This is a genomic window from Streptomyces sp. S063 (genome assembly GCF_002832675.1).
Classification (GTDB): domain Bacteria; phylum Actinomycetota; class Actinomycetes; order Streptomycetales; family Streptomycetaceae; genus Streptomyces; species Streptomyces sindenensis.
Genome location: NZ_CP021707.1, coordinates 1,131,381 through 1,146,801 on the forward strand (window position 1 = coordinate 1,131,381; position 15,421 = coordinate 1,146,801).

Below are 15,421 nucleotides of genomic sequence, written 5' to 3' on the forward strand. Positions count from 1 at the left end.
TGATTCCCAGCCCGGAGGCCTTTCAGCCGCCCGACAGCGTCCGGACCAGCTCCTCCGCCGTACGGCAGCGGTCGAGGAGGTCCTTCACGTGCTCCTTGGTCCCGCGCAGCGGCTCCAGGGTGGGCACGCGCTGGAGGGAGTCGCGGTCCGGCAGATCGAAGATCACCGAGTCCCAGGAGGCCGCCGCCACGTCGTCGGCGTACTGCTCCAGGCAGCGGCCGCGGAAGTAGGCCCTGGTGTCCTCCGGGGGCGCCGTACGGGCCCGGGTGACCTGGTCCTCGTTCAGGAGGCGCTTCATCTTCCCGCGCGCCACCAGGCGGTTGTAGAGGCCCTTGTCGGGCCGGACGTCCGCGTACTGGAGGTCCACCAGGTGCAGCCGGGGGGCGTCCCAGTCCAGCGCGTCGCGGCGGCGGTAGCCCTCCATGAGCTCCCGCTTGGCGATCCAGTCCAGCTCGCCCGACAGACTCATCGGATCGGTCTCCAGCCGGTTGAGGGTGTCCTCCCAGCGGGTCAGGATGTCCTTGGTCTGCTCGTCGGCGTCTGCGCCGTACCGCTCGTCGACGTATTTGCGGGCCAGCTCGAAGTACTCCATCTGGAGCTGGACCGCGGTGAGTGTCCGGCCGCTGCGGAGCGTGATCAGCTGCCGCAGGTCCGGGTCGTGGGAGACCTGGTGCAGGGTGCGCACGGGCTGGTCGACGGCCAGGTCGACGTTGATGAACGCGTCCTCGATCATCGACAGCACCAGGGACGTGGTGCCGAGCTTGAGATAGGTGGAGATCTCCGAGAGGTTGGCGTCGCCGATGATCACATGGAGCCGGCGGTACTTCTCGGCGTCGGAGTGGGGTTCGTCCCGGGTGTTGATGATGGGGCGTTTGAGCGTGGTCTCCAGGCCGACCTCGACCTCGAAGTAGTCGGCGCGCTGGCTGATCTGGAAGCCGTGCTCGTGGCCGTCCTGCCCGATACCGACCCGGCCCGCGCCCGTGACGACCTGGCGCGAGACGAAGAACGGCGTCAGATGGCGCACGATGTCCGAGAACGGCGTCTCCCGCTGCATGAGGTAGTTCTCGTGCGTGCCGTAGGAGGCGCCCTTGTTGTCGGTGTTGTTCTTGTAGAGGTGGATCGGCTGGGCGCCGGGGATGGCGGCCGCCCGCTCGGCGGCCTCCGCCATGATCCGTTCGCCGGCCTTGTCCCAGAGCACCGCGTCGCGCGGATTGGTGATCTCCGGGGAGCTGTATTCGGGGTGCGCGTGGTCGACGTAGAGCCGCGCGCCGTTGGTGAGGATGACATTGGCCAGGCCGATGTCCTCGTCGGTGAGCTGGCTGGAGTCGGCGGTCTCACGGGCGAGATCGAAGCCTCGCGCGTCACGCAGCGGGTTCTCCTCCTCGAAGTCCCAGCGGGCGCGTCGCGCCCGGTGCATCGCCGCCGCGTAGGCGTTGACGATCTGGGACGAGGTGAGCATGGCATTGGCGTTGGGGTGACCGGGGACGGAGATCCCGTACTCCGTCTCGATGCCCATTACTCGCCGTACGGTCATGCGGCCCTCCTTGCCCGGCGTCGGCCCCTCCCGGAGCGACGCTCACGTACCGCTGCTGTGTCCGGTGCGTCTGCGCGGTGCCCGTCACCGCACTGCGCGACTCGGCGGTACCGCAGAGCCTAGAGCGCCTCTGCGCCGGTGGGGAGCTCCATTACGACTTTGGCTCCGGCATGGCCGGAACGTGGGAATGAAACCGGCTGCGGAGGCCCCTGGGGGCTTCCGCAGCCGGTCCGGGTATTACAGGTACTGGCCGGTATTGGCCACCGTATCGATGGAGCGTCCGGTGTCCGCGCCCTGCTTTCCGGTGACGAGTGTGCGGATGAAGACGATCCGCTCACCCTTCTTACCGGAAATCCTGGCCCAGTCGTCCGGGTTGGTGGTGTTCGGCAGGTCCTCGTTCTCCTTGAACTCGTCCACGCAGGCCTGCAGGAGATGAGCGACCCGCAGCCCCTTCTGGCCCTGTTCCAGGAATGCCTTGATGGCCATCTTCTTTGCCCGGTCGACGATGTTCTGAATCATCGCGCCGGAGTTGAAGTCCTTGAAGTACAGGACTTCCTTGTCGCCGTTGGCGTAGGTGACCTCGAGGAAGCGGTTTTCCTCGGATTCCGTGTACATCCGCTCCACGACCGACTGGATCATGGCGTGGGCAGCGGCCTCGCGCGAGCCGGTGTGCTCGGAGAGGTCGTCCGCGTGCAGCGGGAGCGACGGGGTCAGGTACTTCGCGAAGATGTCCTTCGCCGCCTCGGCGTCCGGGCGCTCGATCTTGATCTTCACATCGAGCCGGCCGGGCCGCAGGATGGCGGGGTCGATCATGTCCTCGCGGTTGGAGGCGCCGATGACGATGACGTTCTCCAGGCCTTCCACCCCGTCGATCTCGGCGAGCAGCTGCGGGACGATGGTGTTCTCCACGTCCGAGCTGACGCCGCTGCCGCGGGTGCGGAAGAGGGATTCCATCTCGTCGAAGAAGACGATGACGGGGGTGCCCTCGCTGGCCTTCTCCCGCGCACGCTGGAAGACCAGGCGGATGTGCCGCTCGGTCTCGCCGACGTACTTGTTGAGCAGCTCGGGGCCCTTGATATTGAGGAAGTAGCTCTTCCCCGCGGGCTGCCCGGTCACCTCGGCGACCTTCTTGGCGAGCGAATTGGCGACGGCCTTGGCGATGAGCGTCTTGCCGCAGCCGGGCGGGCCGTAGAGCAGGATGCCCTTCGGCGGACGCAGCTCGTGCTCCTTGAAGAGGTCGGGGTGCAGATACGGAAGCTCGACCGCGTCGCGGATCAGCTCGATCTGGTCGCCCAGGCCGCCGATCTTGTCGTAGTCGATGTCCGGGACCTCTTCGAGGACGAGCTCCTCGACCTCGCTCTTGGGGACCACCTCGTAGACGTAACCCGACCTGGAGTCCAGGAGCAGGGCGTCGCCGGAGCGGATGGTGATGTCGAGCAGCGGCTCGGCGAGCCGCACCACCCTCTCCTCGTCGGTGTGGCCGACCACCAGGGCGCGCTCGCCGTCCTCGAGGATCTCCTTGAGGGTGACGATGTCCCCGGCGCGCTCGAACTCCATGGCCTCGACCACGTTGAGCGCCTCGTTGAGCATGACCTCCTGGCCACGCCGCAGGTCCTCGAGCTCGACGCTGGGGCTGACGTTCACCCGGAGCTTGCGGCCCCCGGTGAAGATGTCGCAGGTGCCGTCCTCGTTGGCCTGCAGGAAGACGCCGAAGCCGGCCGGCGGCTGCGCGAGCCGGTCGACCTCTTCCTTGAGGGCCACGATCTGGTCACGCGCCTCACGGAGCGTGTTGGCGAGCCGCTCGTTCTGGGCGGACACGCCTGCCAGATTCGTCTGCAACTCGACGATCCGCTCTTCGAGAATCCTCGTATGACGCGGAGAGTCGGCGAGCTTACGTCGCAGGACGGCGATTTCCTGCTCGAGATAGGCAACCTGGCCGGCTGGGTCCTCGGACCCGCGCGCGGGCCGGATGCCGCGGTTGATGTCGTCGTCGTGGGCTGCCACGGTCCTCACCTCCTCCATGGGGAGCTGGACGCTTCCTGACCCTACCTGGGTGGGTGGTGATTGAAACCCCTAGATCACAAAGACTGCGGGGCGTGTCCGATCTTCACCCTTGCGCTCTCCCTCACGACAAGGGAATACCCACCCTTCGGCACCGGAAAGCCGCCGGTTGTATCGTCGAACTGTTCAACACCCTTCAGGGCTGGCTCCAATTGGTTCGGATACGCAGGAACGGCAGGACACATGACCGTGCAGCAGGACTCGCCGGGCGACAGTGACACGCAGGACCTGGAGGTCTGGATCGACCAGGACCTCTGTACGGGGGACGGTATCTGCGTGCAGTACGCCCCCGATGTCTTCGAGCTGGACATCGACGGCCTGGCGTATGTGAAGAGCTCCGACGACGAGCTGTTGCAGGACCCGGGGGCGACCACTCCGGTGCCGCTGCCGCTCCTCCAGGACGTCGTCGATTCGGCCAAGGAGTGCCCCGGCGACTGCATCCACGTGCGGCGCGTCAAGGACAGCGTCGAGGTGTACGGGCCGGACGCGGAGTAGCCGTCCGGGGGTGCGAGCCCCCGGGACGTGCGGGCGACGCTCAGACGCTGCGGGCGAGCTCCCCGGAGCTGCGGACGAAGGCCTGCCCCTTCCACCGCCAGGAGGCCTGTTCCTCCTGGTCGGGGCAGCAGCGGGGCACTTCCAGCGAGGAGTAGCCGAGGAGGGTCGCCGAGACGACGCCGTCGCGTACGGCGAAGTCCCCGACGGTCTTCTTGTCAGCGGGGTCCACCAGGGTCGCCACGACCCGGGGTGCGGCCCCGCTCGTCTGTGTCAGGACGTAGATGCCTCCGGGCGGGGTGCCCGATCCGGCGGCGCAGTGCACCACGGCGACGGTTTCCGGCCGCCCGTCGCCGTCGAGGTCCCCGGGGGCCTGCTTCGCGACGGTCGTCCCGGCGCCGCCGCACTGGAGCGGGAAGTCCACGCCGGCCGGGTCCGGGGCGGGCGCGGGGGCGCCGTGCCGGGTGGTGGTCCGCTGCTCGGAGGCCGTGGCGGTCGCCGTGGCCGTACGGGGCTGGAGCAGCCCGGCCAGCGCGACGACGCCCGCCATCGCCGCGGCCGTGGCGAGCCAGTGCATCGGCTTGGCGGCGGTGTGGGCGAGGTCCGGGAGCGCGGAGGTCTGCACGCGGTATGTCTCCTGATGGTTCCTGGGAGCCCGGTGGAGGGGTGGGAACACCCCGAGGGGTTGCCCGGCATCGTGCCACACCTCACACCCGGGCGGAACGGCGGGGTCTCGACGAATGAGGGTGTCGACGAAAAGGCGCCGCCGCGCCGTTCTCCGGTCGGACGGGGAACTGCGCGGCGGCGCCGGTGCCGTTGTGCGGGTCAGCCGCGGTCGGCGGCGGAGCCTCCGCGGCTCTGGCTGCCCGGTCCTTCGTAGTCGTCGCCGTAGGCGCCCTTGGAGGGGCGGCGACGGCGCAGCGGCGGCTCGACGCCGTCCGCGAGGCGGCGGGCGGTGACCAGGAAGCCGGTGTGGCCGATCATCCGGTGGTCGGGGCGGACGGCGAGGCCCTCGACGTGCCAGTTGCGGATCATCGACTCCCAGGGCTGCGGTTCGGCGAAGCAGCCGATCTCGCGGATGGACTCGACGGTGCGCGAGAGCTGGGTGGTGGTGGCGACGTAGGCGCAGAGGATGCCGCCGGGTACCAGGGCCTTGGAGACGGCCTCCAGGCACTCCCAGGGGGCGAGCATGTCCAGCACGACGCGGTCGACGTCGGTGTCGGAGAGGTTGTCCTGGAGGTCTCCGACGGTCAGCTGCCAGGCGGGGTGCGGCGAGCCGAAGTAGCGCTCGACGTTCTGCTGGGCGATCTCGGCGAAGTCCTCGCGGCGCTCGTACGAGTGCAGCATGCCCTGCTCACCGATGGCGCGCAGCAGGAAGGTGGAGAGCGATCCGGATCCGACCCCGGCCTCCACGACGCGAGCGCCGGGGAAGATGTCGGCGAAGGCCAGGATCTGGCCCGCGTCCTTGGGGTAGACCACGGCGGCGCCGCGGGGCATGGACAGGACGTAGTCGGGGAGCAGGGGGCGCAGCGCGAGGTAGGCGACGTTTCCCGTGGTGCGGACAACACTGCCCTCGGGAGCACCGATCAGCTCGTCGTGCTGGAAAGAACCCTTGTGGGTGTGGAAGCTCTTTCCGGCTTCGAGCGTGAAGGTGTAGTGGCGTCCCTTGGGGTCGGTGAGCTGTACCTGGTCCCCGACCTTGAAGGGCCCACGTCGGCGGGCGGCACCGGTCGGTTCAGACATGTGACCAGCCTACCGGTGTTCCGGGGGGCCTTTAGGCCTCGGGGCGGGCCATGGCCTTGACGAAGGCGCGCTCGACGTCGGCGGTGGAGAGGACGCCGTAGATCTCGCCGGTCTCCTCGACGACCAGGTACTCGGTGGCGGGGGTGGCCTTGAGTCGGTCCAGGAGGGCTTCGCCGGCCAGTTCGGCGGGGACCTTCATGCCCTCGGTGAGGTCCTGGGCGAGGCCGCTGACGGCGACCCAGGGGCGGCGGTGCTCCGGGACGCCGGCGATGGCGGCCTCACGCACGACGCCCTTCGGGTTGCCCTGTCCGTCGACGACGACCAGGGCGCGGGCGCCGGCCTCGTTGGCCCGGCGCAGCGCTTCGGAGAGCGGGGTGGCGGACTCGACGGGGACGGCGCGGCGGGTCAGGGTGCGGGCCCTCAGGTCGGGCAGGTGCTCGCGAAGGCGGGCCATGCGCAGGCTGTTCCCGGCGCCGGTCCAGATGATGCCGGCGAGGATCGCGGCGAGCAGCGCGTCCATCACGGTCTCGACGCCGCCGATGTCCTGGGCGGTGCCGCCGAGGGCTCCGGTGTGGGTGAGCAGCGGCAGTCCGACGAGGACGGTGACGGCGAGGCCCCGGCCGACCCAGGCGGCGGCGATGGTGCCGCTCATGGGCTTGCCGGTGATCTTCCAGACGACGGCGCGGAGCATCCGGCCGCCGTCCAGGGGCAGCCCGGGCAGCAGGTTGAAGGCGGCCACGATGAGGTTGGAGATCATCAGGCCCGCGAGCAGGACGCCGGGGACGGTACCGGGCTCGACGAGCTGCATCGCGCCGTAGAAGACGCCGCCGAGGACGAGGGAGAGGAGCGGTCCGACGAAGGCGAGGACGAACTCCCGGCCGGGGGTCTCCGTCTCCTTCTCGATCTCCGAGACACCGCCGAAGAACTGGAGCTGGATGCGGCGGACCGGGAGCTTGTAGCGCAGGGCGGCGACCGTGTGGGCCAGTTCGTGGACGAGCACGGAGGCGTAGAAGGCGATGGCGAAGAACAGGGCGACGAGGTAGCGGGCGCCGCCCAGCTCGGGCAGCACGCGGTCGAGCTGACCGCCGAAGACCCAGGTGATCAGCGCGGCGACGACGAACCAGCTGGGGGCCACGTAGACGGGCACGCCGAAGGGGCGGCCCATGAGCAGGCCGCCGCCCGGCTCCGCGGGGCGTGGGGGCTTGCCGTCGTCCGGGTCGGTGCCGGGGGCCGTTCCCCCCGCGCCGGGCTGCGGCCGCCCGCTGTCGCCGCTGTCGTCCACGGGGTCCCTTCGGTTCGGTGAGTGGTCTGTGCCACGATCATGCAGTGTGCGAGGGTCTGCCGTCGATGGTATGCCGCTCGATGTCAGTGGCGGGCCGTAGGGTCTTGAGACATGACCTCCGTGCCCCGGCCGCCTCAGCCACCTTCGTCCCTGTCGCCGTCGCGGGCGAGCGATTTCATGCAGTGCCCCTTGCTGTACCGCTTCCGGGTCATCGACAAGCTGCCGGAGAAGCCCAGCGAGGCGGCTACCCGCGGCACGCTGGTCCATGCGGTGCTGGAGCGCCTCTTCGACGTCCCGGCGGCCGACCGTACGGCGCCGCGGGCGCGGGCGCTGATCCCCGGTCAGTGGGACCGGTTGCTGGAGTCGAAGCCGGAGCTGAGCGATCTGTTCGCCGGGGACACCGAGGGTGAGCGGCTGACGCGGTGGCTGGGCGAGGCGGAGCGGCTGGTGGACCGGTGGTTCTCGCTGGAGGACCCGACGCGGCTGGAGCCGGCCGAGCGCGAGATGTTCGTGGAGACGGAGCTGGAGTCGGGGCTGCGGCTGCGTGGGGTGATCGACCGGGTGGACATCGCGCCGAGCGGCGAGGTCCGGATCGTCGACTACAAGACGGGCAAGGCGCCGCGGCCGGAGTATTCCGACGGGCCGCTGTTCCAGATGACGTTCTACGCGCTGGTGATCTGGCGGCTGAAGGGCGTGGTGCCGCGCCGCCTCCAGCTGGTCTATCTGGGCAGCGGGGACGTCATGACGTACGACCCGGTGGTGGCGGACCTGGAGCGGGTGGAGCGCAAGCTGCTGGCGCTGTGGGACGCGATCCGGCTGGCGACGGAGACCGGCGACTGGCGGCCCCGGCCGACGAAGCTGTGCGGCTGGTGCGACCACCAGGCGGTGTGTCCGGAATTCGGCGGGACTCCCCCGGTCTATCCGCTGTCGGTCCGCCCGACGGATCCGGGTGAGGATGGCCAGGGCAGAATGGGACCGGTCCGGGCCGAGGCCGGCCGAGCCGTGGCCCTTGAGGGCCCTTAAGGAGTTCCTGTGGCGATCCGCGTCCTTCTGGTCGACGACCAGCCTCTGCTGCGCACCGGTTTCCGGATGATCCTGGAGGCGGAAGGCGATCTGGCGGTGGTCGGCGAGGCCGGTGACGGTCTGCAGGCCATCGATCAGGTGCGGGCGCTCCAGCCCGATGTGGTGCTGATGGACATCCGGATGCCGCGGATGGACGGGGTGGAGGCGACCCGTCAGATCACCGGCCCCGGGAAGGACGGCCCGGCGAAGGTGCTGGTGCTGACGACGTTCGATCTCGACGAGTACGTGGTGGAGGCGCTGCGTGCGGGGGCGAGCGGCTTCCTGCTGAAGGACGCTCCGGCGGCCGAGCTGGTGCAGGCGATCCGGGTGGTGGCGGCGGGCGAGGCGATGCTCGCGCCGAGCATCACGCGCCGGCTGCTGGACAAGTACGCGGACCATCTGCCGTCCGGCGAGGAGCCGGTGCCGGACGCCCTGCACACGCTGACGGACCGCGAGGTCGAGGTGCTGAAGCTGGTGGCGCGGGGGCTGTCCAACGCGGAGATCGCGGCGGAGCTGTTCGTCAGCGAGACGACGGTCAAGACGCATGTGGGCCATGTGCTCACGAAGCTCGGTCTGCGCGACCGGGTGCAGGCCGCGGTGTACGCGTACGAGAGCGGGCTGGTGCGCCCCGGCGCGCAGTAGCGGCACTGCGCTCTCACAAGAAGGCCCGCGCAAGCGAGGCCCGCGCGAGAGGCGTCGTCCGCACACAACGCCGTCCGGCCCGCCTCTTCCCGTCGCAGGGAAGAGGCGGGCCGGACGGCGTTGGGCGGTCGGGGCTCAGGCGTTCTGCCGGTTGAGCTCCCAGAGCTGGAGTTCGGAGGTGGCGCTGACGGAGCGCTCCACCCCGGCGATCCCGTCGCGGGAGGCCACGTACTGCTTGCCCTGCCAGATGGGGAGCACCGGCACATCGTCGGCGACGATGTCCTGGAGCTTCTCGTAGGTGGCGGCCGCGGCACTGCGGTCGGCCTCTCGGCGGGACTGCGGGATGAGGACCTTCTCCGCCTCGGGCGACCGGTAGGGGGAGTTGAGGAAGTTGTTGGCGTCCAGGAAAGGCGCGGTGTAGTTGTCCGGGTCCGGGAAGTCGGGGAACCAGCCCATGCCGTAAGCCGCGTAGTCGCCGCGCTTCTGCTCGGGGCGGTACTTCGACCACTCCGTGCCCTGGACGGAGACGTCGAAGAGGCCCGACTTGTTCAGCTGCTGCTGGATCGCCTTGAACTCGGCGGCGGTGGCCGGGCCGTAGTGGTCGTTGGTGTAGTGCAGGGTGAACTTCACCGGCGTCTTGATCCCAGCCTCGCGCAGGATGGCCGCGGCCTTGGCCGTGCTGGGCTCGCCGTACTTGTTGAAGAAGGCGTTGGTGTGCCCGGCGATGCTGGAGGGGATCAGCGAGTAGAGCGGTTCGGCGGTGGTGCCGTACACCTTGCCCGCGATCTGGCCCCGGTCGACGAGCTGCGCCATGGCCTGCCGGACGGGCTTGTCGACCACGGGGTTCTTGGTGTTGAACCCGAGGTAGCTGATGGCCAGTCCGGGCAGCTCGGTGAGGTCGATGCCCTCCTTCGGCGCCACAAGCATGTCGTGGGCCTGCTCGGGCGACATCGCCCGGGTCATCAGGTGGATCTTCTTCTCCTCGAGCGCCTTGCCCATGGCGTCGGCGTCGGGGAAGAGGTCCATCTCGACCTTGTCGTTGAGGACCTTCAACTCGCCCTTGTACGAGGGGTTCTTCTTGAAGGCGATCTTGACGACGCGGCCGTCCTCGACCTCCGGCTTCATGGTGTACGGGCCGGAGCCGTCGACCTGGAAGCCGGTGCGGGCCTGCTTCGCCGGGTACTGCGCCTTCGGGACGATGCCGGCGGCGGGGGTGGCGAGCTTGTACGGGAAGGTCGCGTCGGGCGTGTTCAGGTGGAAGATCACCTGGTCCTCGCCCTTCGTCTCGATCATGTCGATGTTGGCGAGCAGGCCGACCGGCCCGCTGTCCGAGTCGATGTCGATGACGCGCTGGATGGAGTGCTTCACGTCCTCGGCGGTGATGGGCGTCCCGTCGGCGAAGGTGAGGCCCGCCCGCAGGGTGCAGCGGTAGCTCTCGTTCGCGGTGTCGGTGAAGGTGCAGCTGCGGGCGGCCTCGGGCACCGGCTCGCCGCCGCCGCCCGGCACCGTGGTCAGGGTCTGCACGGTCTGCCGCAGGACGTTCCAGACGCCCGCTTCGTAGCCGATGGCCGGGTCGAGCGGCGCGGGGTTCTCCTTGGAGGCCACGAGCTGGTCCGTGGTGCCGACGACGATGGCCCCCTTGCCACCGGCGCCGCTGTCCGTGCTGCCGCAGGCGGCGAGCACGGGGGCGAGCAGGCCGACGACGGCCGGCAGCACCAGGGTCTTGCGGTTCATCTGGACGTTCTCCCTCATCCCGGCAGGTGAGGAATCCAAGTTAGTAGCCGTGGGTGGACCGTCCGACCGCCCGACGAACGGTTCACGCTCCCCCGGCCACCAACGAGCAGGACATACGATCACCATTACGGACAGCATGCTCGTTTCGGCGGGCCACCTAAGCCTCCTGAGTGAGCAAGGTCACCCGTCCGACCTCTTCACAGAAACACCTTGCGGCTGATCCACATGCACGGAACGTTGTCGGAACACACACGAAGGCGAGCAGGAAATCCACGACTCCTTCACAAGCTCGGGGGCGGACCGGTCAGCCGGTGCCGCTGGAACCGGTGATGAGCCCGCGCAGGAAGGCGAGGTCGACCTCTTCCAGGGAGCCGACGACCACGCGTCCTGCGGCCGGGGTGATGGGGGCGACGGACGGCACCGCGACGACCCGGCAGCCGGCGGCCTCGGCGGCGGCCACGCCGGTCGCGGTGTCCTCGATGACCGCGCAGCGCCAGGGGTCGGCGCCGAAGCCCGCGGCGGCGGTGAGGTAGGGCTCGGGGTGCGGCTTGGTGCGGGCGACCTCGTCCCCCGCGACCGTGAGCGCGAAGTGGTGACGGCCCACGGACTCCAGCACCCGGTCGATGATCCGGCGGTGGGAGGCCGAGACGAGCGCGGTGGGCACCTCGTACACGGCCAGCTCGGCGAGCAGCCGCTCGGCACCCGGCATCAGCGGCACACCCCGGCTGATGCGGTTCTCGAATCCGTCGTTGAGCAGCACGGTCAGCTCGTCCAGCCGGATGTCGGCCCCGGTGACGTCGATGAGGTAGCCGGCGCTGCGGGACATCGGGCCGCCCACGACCACGTCGCGCCAGGCCTCGTCCAGGCGGTGTCCGAGGCCCGCGAAGACCTCCTTCTCGACGTCCCACCAGAAGCCCTCGGTATCGACCAGGGTTCCGTCCATGTCGAGAAGGACCGCCTGCAGGGCGGCCTCTTCGGCCGTGCGGGTCAAGGACGCGGGGACCGTACTGGTCATCCGGCACACCTTCCGTAAGGGACGAGAAGGCCGGCCGCCATTCCCAGAAGTGGGAGGGCGACCGGCCTGCGCTGGACCGACCAGTGTACGACGTGTCGCCCCGCGGTGCGCGGCAGGCGCGTGACCGCGGGACGAAGTTCGTCCTACCGGGCGTTGAAGTACTTCGCCTCGGGGTGGTGGATGACGATGGCGTCGGTGGACTGTTCGGGGTGGAGCTGGAACTCCTCGGAGAGGTGCACGCCGATCCGCTCCGGCTGGAGGAGCTCGGCGATCTTCGCCCGGTCCTCCAGGTCCGGGCACGCTCCGTATCCGAGGGAGAACCGCGCGCCCCGGTACTTCAGCGCGAACATGTCCTCGACGTCGTCCGGGTCCTCTCCGGCGAAGCCGAGCTCGCTGCGGACCCGGGCGTGCCAGTACTCGGCGAGGGCTTCGGCGAGCTGGACGGAGAGGCCGTGCAGCTCCAGGTAGTCGCGGTAGGAGTTGGCGGCGAACAGTTCGGCGGTGGCCTCGCCGATCCGGGAGCCGACGGTGACGATCTGGAGGCCGATGACGTCCCTCTCGCCGGACTCCTCGGGGCGGAAGAAGTCGGCCAGGCAGAGGCGGCGGCCGCGGCGCTGGCGCGGGAAGGTGAAGCGGGTGCGCTCCGAGCCGTCCTCGTGGAGGAGGATCAGGTCCTCGCCCTTGGAGACGCAGGGGAAGTAGCCGTAGACGACGGCGGCTTCCAGGAGGTTGTTGGACTGGAGGTGGTCGAGCCAGCCGCGCAGGTGGGGGCGGCCCTCGGTCTCCACCAGCTCCTCGTAGGTCGGTCCGTCTCCGGTCCTGGCCTGCTTGAGGCCCCACTGGCCCTTGAACAGGGCGCCCTCGTCGAGCCAGGAGGCGTACTCCTTGAGCGGGATGCCCTTGATGACCCGGGTGCCGCGGAAGGGCGGCTCGGGGACGGGGTTGGTGGTGGAGACGTCGGATCGCACCGAGCCCTCGGGCTCCTCGACCTCCAGCACGGCCACATCCTTCTTGGGGACCCGGCGCTGCTTCAGCTCGGGCAGGGCCGCGCCCGGCACGCCGCGCTTGACGCCGATGAGCGCGTCCATGAGGCGCAGGCCCTCGAAGGCGTCGCGGGCGTAGCGGACCTCGCCCTCGTAGATCTCGTGGAGGTCCTGCTCGACGTAGGCGCGGGTCAGGGCTGCGCCGCCGAGGATGACCGGGAAGTCGGCGGCCATCTTGCGCTGGTTGAGCTCCTGGAGGTTCTCCTTCATGATCACGGTCGACTTGACCAGGAGACCGGACATGCCGATGACGTCGGCGCGGTGCTCCTCGGCGGCTTCCAGGATCGCGGAGACGGGCTGCTTGATGCCGAGGTTGACGACGTTGTAGCCGTTGTTGGACAGGATGATGTCGACGAGGTTCTTGCCGATGTCGTGGACGTCGCCGCGGACGGTGGCCAGCACGATGGTGCCCTTGCCCTCGTCGTCACTCTTCTCCATGTGCGGCTCCAGGTGGGCCACCGCGCTCTTCATGACCTCGGCGGACTGGAGGACGAACGGCAGCTGCATCTGCCCGGAGCCGAACAGCTCGCCGACGACCTTCATCCCTTCCAGCAGGGTGTTGTTGACGATGTCGAGGGCCGGGGTGTCCTGGAGGGCCTCGTCGAGGTCGGCCTCCAGGCCGTTCTTCTCACCGTCGATGATGCGGCGCTGGAGCCGTTCGTCGAGCGGGAGGGCCATCAGCTCCTCGGCCTTGCCCGCCTTCATCGACTTCATGTTGACGCCCTCGAACAGCTCCATGAGCCTCTGGAGGGGGTCGTAGCCCTCGGCGCGACGGTCGTAGATCAGGTCGAGGGCGACCTTGACCTGCTCCTCCTCCAGCCGGGCGATCGGCAGGATCTTCGAGGCGTGCACGATCGCGGAGTCCAGGCCCGCCTTGACGCACTCGTCGAGGAAGACGGAGTTCAGCACGACCCGGGCCGCCGGGTTGAGGCCGAAGGAGATGTTGGAGAGGCCCAGCGTGGTCTGGACGTCCGGGTGGCGCTTCTTCAGCTCGCGGATGGCCCCGATGGTGGCGATGCCGTCGCCGCGGGACTCCTCCTGGCCGGTGCAGATGGTGAAGGTCAGGGTGTCGATGAGGATGTCGGACTCGCGGATACCCCAGTTGGAGGTGAGGTCCTCGATCAGCCGCTCGGCGATGGCGACCTTGTGCTCGACCGTGCGGGCCTGGCCCTCCTCGTCGATCGTCAGGGCGATCAGGGCGGCCCCGTGCTCGGCGGCCAGCGCGCTGACCTTCGCGAACCGGGACTCGGGGCCGTCGCCGTCCTCGTAGTTCACCGAGTTCAGCACGGCCCGGCCGCCCAGCTTCTCCAGACCGGCGCGCAGGACGTCCAGCTCGGTGGAGTCCAGCACGATCGGCAGGGTGGAGGCGGTCGCGAAGCGGCCGGCCAGTTCGGTCATGTCGGCGACGCCGTCGCGGCCCACGTAGTCGACGCAGAGGTCGAGCATGTGCGCGCCCTCGCGGATCTGGTCGCGTGCCATCTCCACGCAGTCGTCCCAGCGGGCCTCCAGCATGGCCTCGCGGAACTTCTTGGAGCCGTTGGCGTTGGTGCGCTCCCCGATGGCCAGGTAGGCGGTGTCCTGGCGGAAGGGGACGTGCTGGTAGAGAGAGGCGGCGCCGGGCTCGGGGCGCGGGTCGCGCTCGGTGGGCGTGAGCTCGCGGGCGCGGTCGACGACGGCCTTCAGGTGCGCCGGGGTCGTACCGCAGCAGCCGCCGATGAGGGAGAGGCCGTAGTCCCGGACGAAGTGCTCCTGGGAGTCGGCCAGCCCCTCGGGGCCGAGCGGGAAGTGCGCGCCGTCCTTCGTCAGGACGGGCAGGCCGGCGTTGGGCATGCACATCAGGGGCGTACGGGAATGGCGGGCGAGATAGCGCAGGTGCTCGCTCATCTCGTCCGGGCCGGTCGAGCAGTTCAGCCCGATCAGATCGATACCGAGCGGCTCCAGGGCGCTCAGGGCCGCGCCGATCTCGGAGCCCAGCAGCATCACGCCGGTCGTCTCGAAGGCGAGGGAGCAGATCAGCGGCACCTGGAGGCCGAGGGCGTCCATGGCCCGGCGGGCGCCGATGATGCTGGCCTTGGTCTGGAGCAGGTCCTGGGTGGTCTCGACGATCAGCGCGTCGGAGCCGCCCGCGAGGAGGCCCTCGGCGTTCTGCTGATAGCCGTCGCGCAGGATGTCGTACGTGATGTGGCCGAGCGAGGGCAGCTTGGTGCCGGGGCCGATCGAGCCGAGGACCCAGCGCTGGCGGCCGTCCTTGGCGCCGAACTCATCAGCGACCTCGCGGGCGATGCGCGCACCCGACTCGGAGAGCTCGAAGATCCGGTCGGCGATCTCGTACTCGTTGGCGGCGGAGTGGTTCGCGCCGAACGTGTTGGTCTCGACGCAGTCGACGCCGACCGCGAAGTACTCCTCGTGGACGGAGCGCACGATGTCGGGCCGGGTGATGTTGAGGATCTCGTTGCAGCCTTCGAGATTCTCGAAGTCCTCCAGCGTGGGGTCCTGTGCCTGGAGCATGGTGCCCATCGCCCCGTCGGCCACCACCACGCGGGTGGCGAGTGCCTCTCGGAGTGCTTCTGCGCGGTTCCGGCTGTCGGCGGCGGATGTCGGCAACGAGGCCATGGATGATCTCCCAGGGATGCGACGGCTGTCGGCTTTGCGTCCTTCTCGGGGAAGGCGCACCTCGCCAGCCTAGCCCGAGGACGCCCGGGTCCGTAGGGGCGTCCACGGGACGGAACGCGTACGGCCTGCATGCTGTGCCGGGTGCGGCACGTGCGGCCGGGTGGCGGAGACTTTCCCCCGGAGTCCGGCGCAGGTCGGCA

Annotated in this window: 11 protein-coding genes; 3 read left to right on the forward strand and 8 right to left on the reverse strand. The window is 69.5% G+C overall.

Going from position 1 to position 15,421, the window contains the following annotated elements; all coding sequences use genetic code 11:
* Positions 1-22: 22 nt before the first annotated feature.
* Complete coding sequence (gene dop / locus CCZ36_RS05020; protein ID WP_030712229.1) at positions 23-1,534, reverse strand: depupylase/deamidase Dop; 1,512 nt, start codon at positions 1,532-1,534, stop codon at positions 23-25.
* A gap of 237 nt (positions 1,535-1,771) precedes the next feature.
* A complete protein-coding gene (gene arc, locus CCZ36_RS05025; protein ID WP_006123382.1) occupies positions 1,772-3,538 on the reverse strand; it encodes a proteasome ATPase in 1,767 nt (588 codons plus the stop codon).
* A gap of 240 nt (positions 3,539-3,778) precedes the next feature.
* On the opposite strand from arc, the gene CCZ36_RS05035 reads away from it, so the two are divergent.
* Complete coding sequence (locus tag CCZ36_RS05035; protein ID WP_069743886.1) at positions 3,779-4,090, forward strand: ferredoxin; 312 nt, start codon at positions 3,779-3,781, stop codon at positions 4,088-4,090.
* A gap of 40 nt (positions 4,091-4,130) precedes the next feature.
* Here the strand turns inward: CCZ36_RS05035 and CCZ36_RS05040 are convergent, their stop codons facing one another.
* From CCZ36_RS05040 to CCZ36_RS05050, 3 genes are all read right to left on the reverse strand, one after another.
* Complete coding sequence (locus tag CCZ36_RS05040; RefSeq protein ID WP_069738788.1) at positions 4,131-4,712, reverse strand: hypothetical protein; 582 nt, start codon at positions 4,710-4,712, stop codon at positions 4,131-4,133.
* A 200-nt stretch (positions 4,713-4,912) separates the two neighbouring features.
* Entirely contained in the window at positions 4,913-5,830 is a 918-nt protein-coding gene (locus CCZ36_RS05045; RefSeq protein ID WP_069738787.1) for a tRNA (adenine-N1)-methyltransferase, read from the reverse strand.
* A gap of 31 nt (positions 5,831-5,861) precedes the next feature.
* Positions 5,862-7,112 carry a site-2 protease family protein gene (locus CCZ36_RS05050; protein ID WP_069738786.1) on the reverse strand — a complete coding sequence of 417 codons (1,251 nt, stop codon included), beginning with the start codon at positions 7,110-7,112 and terminating at the stop codon, positions 5,862-5,864.
* A gap of 177 nt (positions 7,113-7,289) precedes the next feature.
* Between CCZ36_RS05050 and CCZ36_RS05055 the strand changes: the two genes are divergently transcribed.
* Positions 7,290-8,135 carry a RecB family exonuclease gene (locus CCZ36_RS05055; RefSeq protein WP_069738785.1) on the forward strand — a complete coding sequence of 282 codons (846 nt, stop codon included), beginning with the start codon at positions 7,290-7,292 and terminating at the stop codon, positions 8,133-8,135.
* A 9-nt stretch (positions 8,136-8,144) separates the two neighbouring features.
* Entirely contained in the window at positions 8,145-8,816 is a 672-nt protein-coding gene (locus CCZ36_RS05060; RefSeq protein WP_006123389.1) for a response regulator, read from the forward strand.
* A gap of 135 nt (positions 8,817-8,951) precedes the next feature.
* On the opposite strand, the gene CCZ36_RS05065 is transcribed toward CCZ36_RS05060, so the two are convergent.
* The 3 genes from CCZ36_RS05065 to metH all read right to left on the reverse strand — a co-directional run bounded on the left by CCZ36_RS05065 (position 8,952) and on the right by metH (position 15,221).
* The gene (locus tag CCZ36_RS05065; RefSeq protein ID WP_128817103.1) at positions 8,952-10,550 is read right to left on the reverse strand and encodes an ABC transporter substrate-binding protein; all 1,599 of its coding nucleotides are present in this window, start codon (positions 10,548-10,550) and stop codon (positions 8,952-8,954) included.
* 304 nt (positions 10,551-10,854) lie between these two features.
* A complete protein-coding gene (locus CCZ36_RS05070) occupies positions 10,855-11,565 on the reverse strand; it encodes an HAD family hydrolase (RefSeq protein WP_069738783.1) in 711 nt (236 codons plus the stop codon).
* 143 nt (positions 11,566-11,708) lie between these two features.
* A complete protein-coding gene (gene metH, locus CCZ36_RS05075; protein ID WP_128817104.1) occupies positions 11,709-15,221 on the reverse strand; it encodes a methionine synthase in 3,513 nt (1,170 codons plus the stop codon).
* Positions 15,222-15,421 lie beyond the last annotated feature (200 nt).